This window comes from Bacillus sp. BR3(2024) (genome assembly GCF_039134555.1).
Classification (GTDB): Bacteria; Bacillota; Bacilli; order Bacillales; family Bacillaceae_G; genus Bacillus_A; species Bacillus_A cereus.
Map to the genome: position 1 here is coordinate 1,352,062 of NZ_CP152433.1, position 13,926 is coordinate 1,365,987.

Below are 13,926 nucleotides of genomic sequence, written 5' to 3' on the forward strand. Positions count from 1 at the left end.
AAGCTCTCACATAATATGTGGGAGCTTTTCTGTATATAGAAGAGGAGTAGACATAATGAAACGTAAATATGGTGACGGTTCTTCGTGGAAGAGACTAATAGAAAAGAGTTATACGGTTAAGCAAATGGAAGAGGGAATGCTCGGAATACTGGATATAAAAAAGGTGAGAGAGCCTAGTTGTAAAGAATATGATGGTGAAGAACTTTGTATTGCAGCGGATCAGTATACGTGGATTCAATATTTCATAGACGGGAAAAACTTTGCGATTACCGCTATGTTAGATGATCAGAAAAAATTAGTGCAATATTATATCGATGTGGCGAAAGAATATAAAATAGACGATCGTGGTTTACCGTATTTTGATGATTTATATTTAGATGTAGTATTATTATCTAGCGGTAAGGTGTATGTATTAGATGAAGAGGAGCTAGAGGATGCTTATAAAAGTGGTGATGTCACGAAGGAAGAGTATGAGCTAGCTTGGTACACTACGAAATGGATATTAGCAACAATAAAAAATAGTGAATTTTATTGGATTTCAATATTGGAAGAAGAAATCGAAAAGTTAAAATGATTGTTGTATTCAAATTTTTGTATAATTACCAAAAAAATCTATACAAAAAATAATTGACTTTTGTTTTGTAAGCGAGTAAAGTTAGGGAAGAAATTATTATTAAAAAATAAATATGAAACCTTCTTATAAAGAGAGGCGGAGGGACTGGCCCTACGATGCCTCGGCAGCGGACTCGATTTCAGAGTGCTGTGCCAAATCCAGCAAGCATGTGCTTGAAAGATGAGAAGAGCGTTTCTTATAGATGTATAAGACCTCTTCTCATCGGAAGAGGTCTTTTGTTATTCATTAGAAAAAGGTTGAAACTAGGGAGAGATGGTACTTTGAAAGAAACGAGAGGAAATGGTTTAGCTTTATTACCACTTGGGATATTTTTGGCGCTATTTATTGGTTCTGGAATTATTACAGGTGATTTCTATAAATTGCCAATACTTGTAGCGATTTCAATTGCTGTAGGAGTCGCTTTAGTGATGAATCGTAAAGAAAGTTTTAATGTGAAAGTAGAGCGGTTCGCTAAAGGTGCAGGAAATCCGGATATCATGATTATGGTATTAATTTTTGTGCTTGCAGGTGCATTTTCTGAAACTGCTAAAGGAATGGGCGGAGTAGACTCAACTGTTAATTTAGCGTTAACTATTTTACCGCCAGGATTTATCGTAGCTGGAATCTTTGTTATTGGTGCATTTATTTCATTAGCGATGGGAACTTCAATGGGAACAATTGCAGCATTAGCGCCGATTGCTGTAGGTATTAGTGGTCAAACTGATATCTCAATTGCGCTTGCAATGGCTACTGTTGTTGGCGGAGCGATGTTTGGTGATAATTTATCATTTATTTCAGATACAACAATCGCAGCTGTTCGTTCACAAGGAACAGAAATGAAAGATAAGTTTAAAACGAACTTTTTAATTGTGTTACCAGCGGCTATTATTACAATTGTACTATTAGTAATAGTTACTTCAGGAAGTGACACGCAGATTAAAGCACATAGCTTTGATTGGATAAAGATTTTACCGTACGCAGGAGTACTTATTACAGCGTTACTTGGCTGGAATGTACTTATTGTATTAACTGGTGGAACTGTACTATCTGGTGTTATCGGTCTTATAGATGGAAGTTACACGTTAGAAAGTTTCTTTAAAAGTGTAACGACTGGAATGGGCGGTATGATGGAGTTAGTATTACTTGCTATATTAATTGGCGGTATGGTTGAATTAATCCAATATAATGGTGGTATTCAATATTTAATGAATGTATTAACACGTAATATTCGTTCGAAAAAAGGAGCGGAATTTGGTATTGCTGGTTTAGTGAGTATGACGAATATGTGTACAGCGAATAATACGATTTCAATTATCTTTACAGGCCCGCTTGCAAAAAATATTGCAGATCAATATGAAATAGATCCTCGTAAATCAGCGAGTGTATTAGATCTTTTCTCATGTTGTGTGCAAGGATTAATTCCGTACGGTGCCCAAATGTTAACGGCAGCAGGATTTGCAGCGTTATCTCCGGTTGAATTGTTGCCATATGCATTTTATCCAATCTTAGTTGGAGTATGTGGTATTGTTTCTATTTTAATTGGGTTTCCAAGGTTTTCGAAAGTAGCTGAGAAAAAAGAGTATCATAAAACAGCTTAATTTAATATGAATGTTAGTAATTAAAAAACGTGCAGAGAATAGACTCTGCACGTTTTTTTGCGTAAAGGGCTGAATATGACTCGGTCTTAAGTCTGAGTTAAAAACGGTTCTTAAGCTCGTTATGGAAAGATGAAAAAATAGTTAAGATAAGAGTATCAAATCGAAGGGAGGCAAGCACAAGATGAAACAATTTCTAGCGTTTATCGCAGCCGGTATTTTGGCTTTAATTGCTCTTGGTAGTCTTGCTGGTATTGTAGGATTTGCAATCGGAGCAGGAGTTGTATATTGGAGCTATAAATCATTTGTGCGAGCTAAATCATTTTTGGGAAAGTTAGCTTGGGGTATTGTTGGTTTAATCGGTTTATCCATTGCACTTTCTCATTCGCCAGCATTAATCGGTATCGCTGCTTTAGTGGTTTTATACTACGGATACCGTGAGTGGAAAAAAGAAAAAGATGTAGTTGTTGAATCTGCTCCAGAAAGTTCTAAACCATATAGCAACTTTGAAGATGAGTGGAACAAATTAATGAAAAACTAAAACAATAAATCAAATTATAAATAAAGTAGAAGAGAGGAAGATTTATAATGAAACAATCTTTATTCGGACGTGTACGCGATGCAATTTTAGCTGATTTTCATAACGTGTTAGATGAGAAGGAAAGAAAAAATCCAATTGCGATGTTAAACCAATATTTACGTGATAGTGAGCGTGAAATAACAAAAATTGAGAAGTTAATTGAGCGTCATAAAACATTAAAATCTAATTTTGCTCGTGAGCTTGAGCAAGCACGTTATTTCGTTAATAAAAGATCAAAGCAAGCTATCATTGCTCAAGAAGCAGACGAATTACAATTGCACGAACGTGCGTTAGAAGAGGTAGCTTATTATGAAGGGCAAGTAACTCGATTAGAAGAAATGTATGCAGGTGTTGTAGAGCAAATTGATGAGTTAGAGCGTCGTCTTTCTGAAATGAAAAATAAATTAAAAGAAATGCACGCAAAGCGCATGGAACTAATGGCACGTGAAAATATGGCACATGCAAATCGTCGTATGAATACTGCGATGCATAAAATGGATGAAAATAATCCGTTCTTACGATTTGAAGAGATTGAAGATCATATTCGTGACTTAGAAACTCGTATGAATGAAGAGCATGAGCGTGACACGTTTGATATGAAAATTGCAAAACTTGAGCGTGAAATGAAAGAAAAGAATGATGTATCGTTAACGAAAGAGTTAACAAAATAATAGTAGTATATTATAAAACAGGCTTATGATATAGTGATAGGAGAAAAGGTGTTGGAAAGCAATGCCTTTTCTTCTATGTATATGTGACAAGAAGGGGGGAGCTGAAATGAAGAAACATTTTTCAAAGACACAATTAATGGGGATGCTCCTCATCATATTTGGATTCGGTCTTTTTCTTGATATGATACTTGGACATTTTGAACCAGGTGGTCTCATTTTTGCATTTATTATGCTTATGTTTGGAAGGCATTATCGTAAAAAGAATCGTTATGTACGGGGAAATGTATTTTTATTTGTTGGTGGTATCGTATTTTTATTTTTCTTATTTTCATCAGCAGCATTTGTTCTTGTCGTATTTGCTTGTTTAGCTTTAATTGGTTATCAATTGATTCAACAAGGGCATCAGCAAAAAGCAATGAAGGTTGAAATTAAAGAAAAAGGGATTATAGACGAAGAGAAGCAAATATATCGTACAGAAACATATTTGAAAAATATGTTTGTAGGCAATGTGCGAATGATGGATCATATTTATGAACTTGAGGATATTAATGTTCAATATGGTGCTTGTGATGTGGAAATAGATTTAACAAATGCTATGATTCCAGAAGGGGAAACGGTAATTGTTATTCGGGGTGTCGTTGGTAATATTCGTTTATATGTGCCATATGATATTGAACTTTCTTTAAATCATTCTGTTATTGTCGGACGTGTGCTCTTGCCAGGTCATGAAGAGACAGGGTTTAACCGCAATGTTACATTTAGAACAGAGCAGTATAAAGAGGCTCCTCGTCGTATTAAAATTATTTCTTCGCTTGTCGTAGGCGACACGGAAGTGAGGAAAGTATAATGAAGAAACAAAAAAATATTTCGTGGATGTATATTCGTTATTCTATGTTGTCCTCAGTTAGTATCGCACTCATTTGTACAATTGTATATGTATGGAAAAGCGAGCAACAAGTGTATGATTTATTATGGAAGGAATCCATCGCTTCTGTTCCAATTGGCTTGTTTATTATGACTACAAGTTTACTTATCGGGGGAATTGTAGGATATGCAATCGGTTATTATATAGAGCAGCGTATACAAGGATTAAATACTTTTCTATTTGAAGTAGAGCGAGGGAATTTTCCGAGCGATGTTTCGTTTACTGCAGATGATGAATTTCATGAAGTGGAACGAAAAGTAATCGTTCTGGCTCGTCGATTAGAGGAGCAAGCTGGACTCTTTCAAAAAGTAACGAATGAACGAGCTCATTGGAATGAAGAGATGAGACAAGAAGCGATTTCTCAAGAAAGGCATCGTTTAGCAAGGGAGTTGCATGATTCAGTAAGTCAGCAGCTTTTCGCAATGTCGATGATGATGTCAGCGATTAATGAACAAATAACTGAATTTCCAGATGTGACAAAAAAACAATTGCAACTTGTTGAAAATATGGTTGTAAATGCTCAATCAGAAATGAGAGCATTGCTCCTTCATTTACGTCCTGTACAATTGGAAGGTAAGAAACTGACAGAAGGTATAGAGGAATTATTAACGGAATTATCGCGAAAACAACATATGAAAATTGAATGGCTTATTGAGCCAATAGAATTAAAAAAAGGTGTAGAAGATCATTTATTCCGTATTGTGCAAGAAGCGCTATCAAACACGTTGCGACACGCGAAGGCAAAGAAAACAGAAGTGCGCCTTCGAAAAATTGATCAATATGCGATTTTAAAAATCATTGATGACGGCGTTGGGTTTGAAGTAGGGGTTAATAAGGCTGGTTCATATGGCCTAAGATCGATGCAAGAGCGTGTTCATGAAATTGGTGGGACACTTAAGGTACTTAGTTTCCCGGCCAAAGGTACACAAATAGAAGTAAAAGTACCGATTATGATTGAGAGAGGGGGAGAAGTATGATAAAAGTATTGCTTGTCGATGATCATGAAATGGTTCGTATGGGTGTATCGGCATATTTATCGACACAGCCAGATATTGAAGTAGTAGGGGAAGCTGAGAATGGAAGAAAAGGATCAGAATTAGCATTGCAATTAAGGCCGGATATTATTTTAATGGACCTTGTTATGGATGAGATGGATGGTGTCGAAGCAACACGTGCTATTATTCAAGAATGGCCAGAAGCAAAAATTGTAGTTGTAACAAGCTTTTTAGATGACGAAAAATTGTATCCTGTTATTGAGGCTGGGGCGACCAGTTACTTATTAAAAACATCAAGAGCAAGTGATATTGCTGATGCTGTACGAGCTACTTATGATGGAGAAACAGTATTAGAGCCGAAAGTTACCGGGAAAATGATGTCCCGTATGCGTCAAAAGAAAGAGCAACCTTTGCATGATGATTTAACGGAAAGAGAGTTTGAGATTTTGTTATTAATTGCAGAGGGAAAAAGTAATCAAGAGATTGCGGACGAGTTATTTATTGCACTGAAAACGGTAAAGACACATGTGAGTAATATATTAAATAAATTGAATGTAAGTGACCGTACTCAGGCGGTTATTTATGCATTTAGGCATCAATTAACGAAGTGATAAAGTGAAACTTTAATTGGCGGGGAATTCCTCGCTGATTATTGGCTCGATACAATATAGATTTGGCGTTAAAACAATTGAATGTTTTTATTGACGACAAATAATGTAAGCGTTATCATTGAGGTGTTAACAGTACATATAAAGGGGAGAATGTATATGTTAGTTCAAACTATATTCGGAATGGATAAGTCTAAAAAATTAGGGGATTATGTGAACGCATTACAAGCGCTTTGTGAACAATATAATGTTGAAACAGATAAAATTGCGATTATTGAGGCAACAGAGGAATACTATTTATTTTTAGTAAAGCAAGAAGAGCGCTATGATGTTGTCAAGGTAGAAACAGTTGATACGAATATTGAATATTATACGAAGGCTTATAAAATAAGCAGTTTTAATCATGCTGCGTATCAAATGTAAAAAAACTCCCTTTTGGGAGTTTTTTTAGGAGGCTTTTACTTCGTGAGATTCGGTTACTAATGGAACTTTTTTCGTACCGCTTAACTTAGCCGTTGCAAGACCAATAAGACCTCCTACTAATGCTGGTATTAGCCAGCCGATTCCTTCATTATATAAAGGGATAAATTCAAAATATAGTGTGATAAATGAAACTGAAATACCACCTTGTTTTAATCCATCAAATACGCTCACTACAGCTGCTCCAATTAAAGCACCTACATAAACAGAGCGATATCCACCGAAGTATTTATGAAGTAATGATAGTAGTACGAGTACAATCGCAATTGGATACACAACAAGTAGAATTGGAACAGATATTGCGATAATTTTCGTTAAACCTAAGTTGGCAACTAGTAATCCTAATGCGCAAATGATACTCGCGAACGTTTTGTATGAAAATGTAGTCAATAATGTTGAAAAATATTGGCTGCACGCAGATACGAGTCCAACGCATGTCGTTAAACAAGCGAGTGTAACGATAAGAGATAATAGGAGCAAACCGTATGGACCGAATAATTGTTGTACGATAACAGTAAGTAGCTGTCCGCCATTTTTTGCATATCCGAGCGAGACGCTAGTTACCCCAAGCCAGCCGAGTGCACCGTATACAAGTACGAGCCCTGTAGCGGCAATAAGCCCTGCTTTTGCTGTGGCGATGGCAATGGACTTACGATCATTCACACCTTTAGAGCGAATTGCATTTACAACGATAATTCCGAATGCAAGTGCTGAAATAGTGTCCATTGTTAAGTAGCCTTCCATAAAGCCTTTGAAGATTGGAGAAGTTTGATACTCTTGCATCGCTGGTCCTGATTGCCCAAGTGGTGTAAATACACTTTTAACAAATAATAAGAAAATAGAGAGTAATAAAATAGGTGTTAATACATTTCCAATACGATCAACAAGTTTAGATGGATTCAAACTCAGCCAAAATACGATAGTAAAGAAGATGATTGTATATACAAATAGCACTAGGCTGCTAGAGCGGATTGTTTCTGGCAAGAAAGAACTAACCCCCATTTCATAAGCGACATTTGCAACACGTGGGATGCCCATGGATGGACCGATGGCAATGTATACAACTACTGTAAAGAAAATTCCGAATAATGGATGGACATGACTTGCAAGTTGCTGCATTCCATTTCCTGATAGAGAAATTGCGATAACAGTAAGTAGTGGTAAGCCAACTCCTGTTAGTAAAAATCCAATCATTGCTGGCCAAAAGTTTTCACCTGCGTTTTGCCCAAGCATGGGAGGGAAAATTAAATTACCTGCCCCAAAAAATAAAGAAAATAGCATAAGACCCGTGAAAAAAATATGTTTTTTTGATACAGTGTTCATTGTTTTTCCTCCTTTTTCATTCATTTGTAAGAACACAAAAAACTCGTCCCTAAAGAAAGGGACGAGTTATATTTACCCGCGATACCACCCTAATTTACACATGTAGAAATAAATCTATATGTATACGGCTTTGCAACGTACAACATGATACGTGTTCCTTGTAACGGGGGACGGCCGGTAAGAACTTACTGTAACATTCGGTTCTACTTCTCGGAGATGATTTTCGGTTACGCACTGAACGTTGGCTTTCAGCAAATCGCCAACTCTCTGGGGAACAGTTCTATAACGTACTCGTTCTCGTCAATGAATTTTTATTCAAGTATTCTGACAGTATTGTTGCATGTTTTTTTTAGAAAGTCAATATGTTTTTTGAAAGATATATTTATATACGGAAATATCGAAAGTGATATTCGTTGTTGCAAAAGGAATAATGAATTGTAAAATAGGAGTAAAAATTTGCGGAGAATTGTAAAATTCATAGAGAAAGTTGATATTTATAAGAGTAAAGAAGGGATTGTTTGAATTTACAGAGAATAATACAACAATCCACTTGCTGGAAAGAACAAACCAAAAGAGGTGACTGAAATGCTTGCGATGGGAGTATTATTTGGCATTATTGCTATAATTGGTTTTATGTGGTTATATTATTCGCGTTCGTTTAAACAAGCAGAAGTTTTACTCTTTCAAAAAGGTAGTTTATTGACAAATCAGTCTAGATATTTAGTATGTCCGAAGTGTGGAAGTGCACAGGCCAGAAGTGGAGGATATCAAGAGTGTTGCAAAATTAGATTATGAAAGAAAGGAAGCCTCACATTATTTTGTGAGGCTTCCTTCCTTACAACTTCATGGCGCTCCAAATTGTCCATCGATCTCTTTCAATAATAGGAGAGACGTTTTGTAATGCGGTCTGTATATGTTGTAGAAGTTGAGAAAGTTCATCATCTGTTAACTCATATAGAATGGATCGACCTGTTCGAGGAGATAAATCTTGCAATAATGCTTCTACAGAATCATGTATTTTTCGTATTTCCCATTGTGTTTGTGCGGGAAGTACATGAAGAGAATGTTTTTGTAATTCTGTCTGTATAGTGTTGGTTTTTGGACGTCTTTTTGACTCTATTTCAATAAGTTTTGGAAATAGAGAGAAAAAATATCCGCGAATGTGTTCGGGACTTCCTGGAATTGTACAATCTTCAATTGTTCGATCTTGTAAAATAAGTACACCGTTTTTATTTAATATACGAGAAGCTTCACGTAAAAATGTAGGAATGTCTTGTAAATGATGAATAACTGCACGCGAAATAACTATGTCGAATGTTTCATTAGGGTATGGGATATTATGTGCATCACCGTGGATGAATGAAATGTTTGAAAAGTTGTTACAATTTTCTTTTGCAGCTTGTAATATTTCTTTTGAAAAATCAAGTCCCACAACATTTTTGGCTCCCATAAGAGCGAGTTCTTTCGTATAAATCCCACCACCACAGCCGATATCAATTATTTGCTTGTTTTGTATTTCTGTAATGTTTTTTACCATTTCAGCCCAAGAAATATGAGCGTTTCTTGTTGCATATGTGTACTTATTATTTTCATCATGAAAATTAATGGACATGATAAAGACCTCCTTTCAATGATTAGTATAGCGTATTTAATAGGATGTCACGTTTTTGTTTTATGTATGAAGATTATAAGGATTTCTTATCGTAAGAGGAGGATTAATTTGAAAGGGAAATATGTATTGGTGTTGTTGTTTGTTATGTTACTAGCAGCTTGTGGTCAAGTTGAGCCGAAAAAAGAAACAAAAAAAGTAGAAGAGACGGTGAATGAAGTGAAAGAAACAATAGGGGTAACCGTTATACAAAAAAAACATAAAGAGAAAAAGTTGCAGGAATCAGAAGCGAAGTTAGTAATAGACATTTTGAATAAAGCTGAGAAACAAGAAATAACAGGAAGCTTCGGTGAACCTGAATATGAAATACAAATTAGTAGAGATGGGAAAAAAGAAACTTATTATGCATGGTTAAGGGGAGAAGATAGACGAGGATGGGTGCAATATAAGAAAGCTATGTATATGTTGAATGAAAAAGATACGGAAAAGCTTTTGGATATATTTCCAAATGTCTCAGAACAAAAAGAAGATGAGATGCAGGTAAGCCCTTTAACGGAAGTAACAAAAAAAGATTTGCAGATTACCGCGTTTCATATTAAAACAGGCGATCAAAACGTGAATTATACGGTACGGTATACGATTTCACAATCACTATACAATAAGTTAGTGAAGGAGCAAGAATATTATTTGCAACTCAATTTTCCAGAAAAAGTTCAAAAATTAATTGGAGCAAAAGAGAGTGAAATGATTTTAGGTGAAAAAGTAAAGGAAGGGTATAAGCAATATGAATTACATGCTACTGTTCCGATAAAAAGCGCTTCAGAATCACAATTAAAATCATTAGAAACATATTACGAAAATTATGATTTGAAAATATTAAACAGTGAAAAAGAAAAAATAGGTGTGTTTCAAAATATAATTCAGATTGTTAAAGATTATGGTGAAAAAATGAATTTTCAAAGATAAAGTGAGACTTTAATTAGCCCTTACGGATTGGAATGAATGTAAACTCGTCAAATCTATATGACCTTTCCTAGGAAATGATAATAGAGAGGGGAAAGCACCCCTCTCTATTACTTTGCTTTTGTAGATGGCTCATTCATTGATTTTCGTGTAATAAGAAAAGAAATCATAAGAGCGGAAAGGATGACAAGGGCAATAAATACGTGATTGGGCAACAAATCTAATAATAATACGTAACTAACGGTATAAAAAATAAGAGTTGAAGCTAAAAACGATAGAGCACCTATTATAAGAGATTGTAAATTCATTTGTGTACACCTCCTTTTATTTATATTTTTGGCTGAAAATGGATTATATAAACATTATTTCTAACAATAGAAAAAAATATGTCATAATAGAGAAAAGAACAAGCTTTGATGAATGATATGATTCATTAATGAGAGATAAAGGAGAGGAATATGAAAAATAATAAAAAAGGATTATGGGGAATTATTGTTGCGATAGGTCTATTTTTACTGTCTAAGTTAAAGTGGGTATTTGCAATTTTTAAATTAGCAAAGTTTTCAACGGTATTTAGTATGTTTCTATCGCTTGGCGCATACGCAGTTCTATATGGTTGGAAATTTGGAGTGGCGCTCATTTATTTGTTGTTTGTTCATGAAATGGGCCATTTATGGGCTGCGAAAAGAAAGGGGATCCCGACATCGCCAGCAATCTTTATTCCATTTATGGGGGCCCTTATTGGAATGAAAGAGGTGCCGAAAAATGCGAAAGATGAAGCTTACATTGCCTATATGGGGCCGCTTTTCGGACTTCTGTCATTTTTACCGGCGATACCGCTTTATATAATGACGAAAGAGCCATTTTGGGCGCTTGTTATTTTGCTTGGAAGTATGATTAATTTCTTTAATTTAATTCCCGTTTCGCCGCTAGATGGTGGGAGAATTATTTCAGTTGTCAGTACTAAAATTTGGGGAGCAGGCCTTATTTTATTACTTGGCTATTCAATTTACTTTAAAAGTATTTTGGGAGGATTTATTGTTATTATCGGTTGTATGGAGTTATATAGAGTAATAAAGAGAGATGAGCCGATTAAGGAATTAGGGCATAAAATTGATGGGATGAAAGAATATGTTACTAGGCTTGAAGAGGAATTAAAAGAAACGGGTGCTGTACATCGGACTATATACGTGATGCATCATGAGATGAATGCATTAAGACAAAGAGAACGGGAAAAAGAGTTACAAATAGGTGAACTTCAAAAAATGGAAGTGTTAGAGTATCTTTTACCGAAGTTCGAACGGTTAGATTATGTTCCATATGAAGATGAAAAAGATGAGTATACAATTCACATAAGGGAAGCATTTGAAGCGTCAGAAAGAAAATTAAATGAATGGAAAACAGAAAAGGAACAACAAGAAAACTATTATAAAGTGGATGCGAAAACGAAATGGACAGTATTTGCTTGTTATATCGGATTAATGGCTATACTCGGTTACACAGCTTATGAAGGATATATTGTTTTACAAGAACATTTGCCAACGAGAAATGTATAGAAAAATATTGTCGAAATGATAGGAAGAATTTATACAGGAATTATATTTCTACGAGAGAAAGTTACAAGTATAGTCATACATTGTAATATTTTTAGTAGAGAAGGAGTTCTGTATATGAAGAAATTGTTAAGTGTATTCGGGATTATTATCGTGATGATCATTGCGAGTTATAGTCTTATGAAAGTGCTGTTACATTATGCGAATAAGCCTGCTGAGGTAAATACAATAGCTCAAATAGAAGATGTGCAAGAAGAGACAAAAGTGCTAAATTTTATTCGAATGACACATGAAAGCTATAATAATTTCTTAAATTACGGTAAAGCAGAGAATTATACAGACGGGGATTGGAATCAATTTAAGCAATGGTTTCAACAACAAGAATCATCGTTAAAAAATATACATACAGAAATAAAGAATGAAAAAATAAAACGCGATGTAAATAGAAGCTATGAAATTGTAAAAAAAGGTGTGGAACTTCAAAATATTGAGTATGTAGTGTATGCCCACCGTGTATATCATGACTTGGATATTATCGTAAATAAATATAGAGGTGAAACGAATATCTGGGGATATACGGAGTTTGGCGATGGGAAAGATATAAAAGTAATTGAACAAGCTATACAAACAAAATAATAAGCTAGCTAGAATTCTAGTTAGCTTATTTTCTTTTGTAAATATAATGTTCATATATTATTCACAAAAACACCGTGTTAATAGTGATTAAAATCACAATCTGCATTATAAGATTCAGTTAAACTAAAAACAGTTAAGGAAATAGAGGAGTGGGATACAATGTTAAGTGCAAAAACAATTGAAATCGTAAAGTCAACAGTACCATTATTACAAGAAAAAGGCGTTGAAATTACAACGAGATTTTATGAAATTTTATTTTCGGAACATCCGGAGTTATTGAATATTTTCAACCATACAAATCAGAAAAAGGGAAGACAACAACAAGCGTTAGCGAATGCTGTTTATGCAGCTGCAACGTACATTGATAATTTAGAAGCTATTATTCCAGTTGTAAAACAAATTGGTCATAAGCATAGAAGTTTAGGTATTAAAGCAGAGCATTACCCGATTGTAGGTACATGTTTACTACGTGCCATTAAAGAGATCGCAGGTGCACCTGATGAAGTTTTAAATGCATGGGGAGAAGCATATGGTGTCATTGCTGATGCATTCATTAGCATTGAAGCAGAGATGTATGAAGAAGCTGCACATAAAGAAGGTGGATGGAAAGACTTCCGCAACTTTGTGATTGTTAAAAAAGTGAAGGAAAGCGATGTTATTACGTCATTTTATTTGAAACCTGAAGATGGAGGGAAAGTTTCTTCATTCATCCCAGGTCAATATGTAACGATTCAAATCAATATTGAAGGTGAGACATATACACATAATCGTCAATATAGTTTATCCGATGCTCCTGGGAAAGAATATTATCGTATTAGTGTAAAAAAAGAAAAAGGTGTAGATACACCAGACGGTAAAGTGTCTAATTACTTACATGAACATGTAAAAGAAGGAGATGTTTTACCAGTAAGTGCACCAGCGGGAGATTTCGTGTTAAATATGGATTCAACATTACCAGTTGTACTAATTAGTGGTGGAGTAGGGATTACACCGATGATGAGTATGTTAAATACGTTAATTGAACAAGATTCAAAACGTAATGTATATTTTGTTCATGCAGCAATAAATAGTAATACACATGCAATGAAAGAACACGTTAAGACAGTAGAAAATGAATATGAACAAGTTAAAGCATATACTTGTTATTCTGCACCGACTGAAAAAGATTTAGAAATGAAGAACTTTGATAAAGAAGGTTTCATTGAAAGTGAATGGTTAAAAACTATTATTCCGACAACTGAAGCAGAGTTTTATTTCTGTGGTCCAGTAGCATTTATGAAGCATATAAATGCTGCACTAACTGATTTAAGTGTGAAACAAGAGCATATTCATTATGAATTTTTCGGCCCAGCAACAGGCTTACAATAAGCAAAAA

General features: G+C 34.9%; 16 protein-coding genes, 1 riboswitch and 1 other annotated feature. Of the genes, 13 read left to right on the forward strand and 3 right to left on the reverse strand.

Annotated elements, in window-relative coordinates; all coding sequences use genetic code 11:
• Positions 1-55: 55 nt before the first annotated feature.
• From V7S45_RS07050 to V7S45_RS07085, 8 genes are all read left to right on the forward strand, one after another.
• Positions 56-574, forward strand: coding sequence for a DUF402 domain-containing protein (locus V7S45_RS07050; RefSeq protein WP_025688989.1), 519 nt, complete (start codon positions 56-58; stop codon positions 572-574).
• A 120-nt stretch (positions 575-694) separates the two neighbouring features.
• Positions 695-800, forward strand: a riboswitch (SAM riboswitch).
• A 94-nt stretch (positions 801-894) separates the two neighbouring features.
• Positions 895-2,211 (forward strand): Na+/H+ antiporter NhaC family protein, encoded by a 1,317-nt coding sequence (locus V7S45_RS07055; protein ID WP_000665496.1) that lies wholly within the window; start codon positions 895-897, stop codon positions 2,209-2,211.
• 181 nt (positions 2,212-2,392) lie between these two features.
• Positions 2,393-2,749, forward strand: coding sequence for a flagellar basal body rod protein (locus tag V7S45_RS07060; RefSeq protein WP_098369102.1), 357 nt, complete (start codon positions 2,393-2,395; stop codon positions 2,747-2,749).
• Between the two features lie 47 nt (positions 2,750-2,796).
• Positions 2,797-3,459, forward strand: a complete 663-nt coding sequence (locus V7S45_RS07065) for a PspA/IM30 family protein (protein WP_000814124.1) — start codon at positions 2,797-2,799, stop codon at positions 3,457-3,459.
• A gap of 106 nt (positions 3,460-3,565) precedes the next feature.
• Entirely contained in the window at positions 3,566-4,306 is a 741-nt protein-coding gene (gene liaF / locus V7S45_RS07070) for a cell wall-active antibiotics response protein LiaF (protein WP_025688992.1), read from the forward strand.
• Positions 4,306-5,361, forward strand: a complete 1,056-nt coding sequence (locus V7S45_RS07075; RefSeq protein WP_000744326.1) for a sensor histidine kinase — start codon at positions 4,306-4,308, stop codon at positions 5,359-5,361. Before liaF ends, V7S45_RS07075 begins: the two co-directional genes overlap by 1 nt.
• Positions 5,358-5,990 (forward strand): response regulator transcription factor, encoded by a 633-nt coding sequence (locus V7S45_RS07080; protein ID WP_000598707.1) that lies wholly within the window; start codon positions 5,358-5,360, stop codon positions 5,988-5,990. Before V7S45_RS07075 ends, V7S45_RS07080 begins: the two co-directional genes overlap by 4 nt.
• 81 nt (positions 5,991-6,071) lie before the next feature.
• A complete protein-coding gene (locus V7S45_RS07085) occupies positions 6,072-6,410 on the forward strand; it encodes a DUF3922 domain-containing protein (RefSeq protein ID WP_002025529.1) in 339 nt (112 codons plus the stop codon).
• 24 nt (positions 6,411-6,434) lie between these two features.
• Here the strand turns inward: V7S45_RS07085 and brnQ are convergent, their stop codons facing one another.
• Positions 6,435-7,790, reverse strand: coding sequence for a branched-chain amino acid transport system II carrier protein (gene brnQ, locus V7S45_RS07090; RefSeq protein WP_025688993.1), 1,356 nt, complete (start codon positions 7,788-7,790; stop codon positions 6,435-6,437).
• A 54-nt stretch (positions 7,791-7,844) separates the two neighbouring features.
• Positions 7,845-8,103, reverse strand: a binding site (T-box leader).
• Between the two features lie 272 nt (positions 8,104-8,375).
• On the opposite strand from brnQ, the gene V7S45_RS07095 reads away from it, so the two are divergent.
• Positions 8,376-8,585, forward strand: coding sequence for a hypothetical protein (locus V7S45_RS07095; RefSeq protein ID WP_000880630.1), 210 nt, complete (start codon positions 8,376-8,378; stop codon positions 8,583-8,585).
• A 40-nt stretch (positions 8,586-8,625) separates the two neighbouring features.
• Here V7S45_RS07095 and V7S45_RS07100 read toward each other — a convergent pair whose 3' ends face one another.
• Positions 8,626-9,402: a class I SAM-dependent methyltransferase gene (locus V7S45_RS07100; RefSeq protein ID WP_000026281.1), complete on the reverse strand. Its 777-nt coding sequence runs from the start codon at positions 9,400-9,402 to the stop codon at positions 8,626-8,628.
• 108 nt (positions 9,403-9,510) lie between these two features.
• Between V7S45_RS07100 and V7S45_RS07105 the strand changes: the two genes are divergently transcribed.
• On the forward strand, positions 9,511-10,365 hold the full coding sequence (locus V7S45_RS07105; RefSeq protein ID WP_000677063.1) for a hypothetical protein: 855 nt from the start codon (positions 9,511-9,513) through the stop codon (positions 10,363-10,365).
• Positions 10,366-10,472: 107 nt separating this feature from the next.
• Here V7S45_RS07105 and V7S45_RS07110 read toward each other — a convergent pair whose 3' ends face one another.
• Complete coding sequence (locus V7S45_RS07110; protein WP_001053357.1) at positions 10,473-10,670, reverse strand: hypothetical protein; 198 nt, start codon at positions 10,668-10,670, stop codon at positions 10,473-10,475.
• A gap of 150 nt (positions 10,671-10,820) precedes the next feature.
• Between V7S45_RS07110 and V7S45_RS07115 the strand changes: the two genes are divergently transcribed.
• The 3 genes from V7S45_RS07115 to hmpA all read left to right on the forward strand — a co-directional run bounded on the left by V7S45_RS07115 (position 10,821) and on the right by hmpA (position 13,919).
• Entirely contained in the window at positions 10,821-11,918 is a 1,098-nt protein-coding gene (locus tag V7S45_RS07115; RefSeq protein ID WP_025688999.1) for a site-2 protease family protein, read from the forward strand.
• Positions 11,919-12,032: 114 nt separating this feature from the next.
• Complete coding sequence (locus V7S45_RS07120; protein WP_000735526.1) at positions 12,033-12,551, forward strand: hypothetical protein; 519 nt, start codon at positions 12,033-12,035, stop codon at positions 12,549-12,551.
• Positions 12,552-12,710: 159 nt separating this feature from the next.
• Complete coding sequence (gene hmpA, locus V7S45_RS07125; protein ID WP_025689001.1) at positions 12,711-13,919, forward strand: NO-inducible flavohemoprotein; 1,209 nt, start codon at positions 12,711-12,713, stop codon at positions 13,917-13,919.
• Positions 13,920-13,926: the final 7 nt, after the last annotated feature.

Bases quoted from the DNA above. Each gene is read 5' to 3' on its own strand.
- V7S45_RS07075 (WP_000744326.1), top strand. From the start codon at position 4,306: ATGAAGAAACAAAAAAATATTTCGTGGATGTATATTCGTTATTCTATG.
- V7S45_RS07095 (WP_000880630.1), top strand. From the start codon at position 8,376: ATGCTTGCGATGGGAGTATTATTTGGCATTATTGCTATAATTGGTTTT.
- V7S45_RS07115 (WP_025688999.1), top strand. From the start codon at position 10,821: ATGAAAAATAATAAAAAAGGATTATGGGGAATTATTGTTGCGATAGGT.
- V7S45_RS07080 (WP_000598707.1), top strand. From the start codon at position 5,358: ATGATAAAAGTATTGCTTGTCGATGATCATGAAATGGTTCGTATGGGT.
- V7S45_RS07050 (WP_025688989.1), top strand. From the start codon at position 56: ATGAAACGTAAATATGGTGACGGTTCTTCGTGGAAGAGACTAATAGAA.
- V7S45_RS07060 (WP_098369102.1), top strand. From the start codon at position 2,393: ATGAAACAATTTCTAGCGTTTATCGCAGCCGGTATTTTGGCTTTAATT.
- V7S45_RS07110 (WP_001053357.1), bottom strand. From the start codon at position 10,670: ATGAATTTACAATCTCTTATAATAGGTGCTCTATCGTTTTTAGCTTCA.
- V7S45_RS07085 (WP_002025529.1), top strand. From the start codon at position 6,072: ATGTTTTTATTGACGACAAATAATGTAAGCGTTATCATTGAGGTGTTA.
- liaF (WP_025688992.1), top strand. From the start codon at position 3,566: ATGAAGAAACATTTTTCAAAGACACAATTAATGGGGATGCTCCTCATC.
- hmpA (WP_025689001.1), top strand. From the start codon at position 12,711: ATGTTAAGTGCAAAAACAATTGAAATCGTAAAGTCAACAGTACCATTA.
- V7S45_RS07065 (WP_000814124.1), top strand. From the start codon at position 2,797: ATGAAACAATCTTTATTCGGACGTGTACGCGATGCAATTTTAGCTGAT.
- V7S45_RS07120 (WP_000735526.1), top strand. From the start codon at position 12,033: ATGAAGAAATTGTTAAGTGTATTCGGGATTATTATCGTGATGATCATT.
- V7S45_RS07100 (WP_000026281.1), bottom strand. From the start codon at position 9,402: ATGTCCATTAATTTTCATGATGAAAATAATAAGTACACATATGCAACA.
- brnQ (WP_025688993.1), bottom strand. From the start codon at position 7,790: ATGAACACTGTATCAAAAAAACATATTTTTTTCACGGGTCTTATGCTA.